Source organism: Cryobacterium sp. 10I1 (genome assembly GCF_035019805.1).
In the GTDB taxonomy this organism is placed as follows: Bacteria; Actinomycetota; Actinomycetes; order Actinomycetales; family Microbacteriaceae; genus Cryobacterium; species Cryobacterium glucosi.
Genome location: NZ_JASJVF010000411.1, coordinates 1 through 1,841 on the forward strand (window position 1 = coordinate 1; position 1,841 = coordinate 1,841).

2 protein-coding genes are annotated in these 1,841 nt (G+C 70.2%); both read left to right on the plus strand.

What is annotated here, in order from left to right; genetic code table 11:
- Positions 1 to 501: ComEC/Rec2 family competence protein (locus QN345_RS18580; protein ID WP_416347679.1), on the plus strand; the 501-nt coding region annotated here is incomplete at its 5' end.
- Positions 502 to 594: 93 nt separating this feature from the next.
- Positions 595 to 1,632: a DNA polymerase III subunit delta gene (holA, locus tag QN345_RS18585; protein ID WP_322189667.1), complete on the plus strand. Its 1,038-nt coding sequence runs from the start codon at positions 595 to 597 to the stop codon at positions 1,630 to 1,632.
- The last annotated feature ends 209 nt before the right edge of the window (positions 1,633 to 1,841 follow it).

The following is a 1,841-nucleotide window of genomic DNA, read 5'->3' on the forward strand; positions in this document are numbered from 1 at the left end:
CGGCTGCACGCCCGGCTCACCGAGGGCGGCGCCGAGGTACGGCAAGCGGCGAAGGGCGACGCGGGCACGCTCGGCGGCCTGCGCTGGGACATCCTCTGGCCCGTGCCCGGCGGGTCGGAGATGCAGACCGGCAACCCGGGGAGCGTCACGATCGAATTCGACGGGCGCGGCATCCGCTCGGTGTTTCTGGGCGACCTCGGCGAGGACGCCCAGGTCGCGCTCGACCGGGTGTCCGCGCCGGGCAGGGTCGACGTCGTCAAGGTCGCCCACCACGGCAGCCGGGACCAGAGCCCACAGTTCTACGCCGAGTTGCACGCAACCGTAGGACTCATCTCCGTCGGTGCCGACAACGGCTACGGGCACCCGACGGCCTCCCTGCTCGACATGCTCCGCTCGGTCGGCACCCTCGCCGTGCGCACCGACCGGCAGGGGCTCTCGGTCGTTGCACCGGCCGCCGCCGGGGGAGGAGCCCTCACGGTCTGGACGGAGAAGGGCGGCTGAAACCGGTGTCGTGTCGAGGCTCAGTGTCCCCGGTGCCGGTTAGGCTGGAAACCCTGAGCCCGCCCGTGAGCAGGCCCAGGGGAGAGGACTCGCGTGGCCGTCCGCAGCGCAGCACCCGCCAAGACCGCCCGCACCGGCAAGGCCGTCGCGATCCCGCAACTCGCCTGGCACGAGGTCCGTCCCGCCCCGATCGTGCTCGTCTCCGGCACAGAGACCTTCCTCGCCGAACGGGCCATCCGGCAGCTGCGGGACTTCCTCAAGCTCGAGGACCTGAGCCTCGAGATCAGCGACGTGCTCGCCGACAGCTACGCGCCAGGTGAGCTGCTCACGATGGCGAGCCCGTCGCTCTTCGGCGAACCACGCCTGATCCGGGTTACGAACGTCGAGAAGTGCAGCGACACCTTCCTCGCCGAAGCCCTCGACTACCTGGAGAACCCCGCGGACGACACCTATGTCGTGCTCCGCCACGCCGGTGGCGTGCGCGGAAAAAAACTCCTCGACACCATCCGGTCCGGTCTCGGCGGCGGCATCGAGATCGTCTGCGCGGAACTCAAGAAGGACACCGACCGGCACGACTTCGCCGCGGCCGAATTCCGCACGGCAGGCAAACGGGTGAGCGGCAGTGCCCTGCGCGCCCTCGTGGCTGCGTTCTCCGGAGACCTCGCCGAACTCTCCGCGGCGTGCCAGCAGCTCATCGCCGACTCCACGGCCGAGATCACCGAAACCACGGTCGACCGGTACTACGGCGGCCGTGTCGAGGCGAATGCGTTCAAGGTCGCCGACGCCGCGATCGCGGGCAAGTACGGCGACGCCCTTGTCATCCTGCGTCACGCGCTCACCTCCGGTGCAGACCCGGTCCCCGTCGTCGCGGCGTTCGCCATGAAGATCCGCACGATGGCCAAGGTCTACGGCGCCCGTGGCGGATCGGGCCAGCTCGCCGGCCAGCTCGGCCTGGCGCCCTGGCAGGTCGAACGCGCCCAGCGCGACCTGCGCGGCTGGACCGACGAGGGACTCGGACGCTGCATCGTCGCCCTCGCTGAAGCGGATGCCGCGGTCAAGGGCGCCGAACGGGATCCCGTTTTCGCCCTCGAACGCCTCATCGGCGTCATCGCCCGCCGGGGCGAGGACTGACTTCCCGCCCCGTCACGACCCAGCTGACCGCGTGACACCATAATCGCTTGACATGACACCACGATGGTGTCACCATGGTGACATGGAACTCGGACAGTACGTCACCGACCTGCAACTCCAGCTGGCGGAGACCGCGGCGAACGGCGCGGAGGACACCCGAGCCGTCGCCGAACGGCTCGCCGCCGGGCTGGATGCCGCGGCCAGGCTTG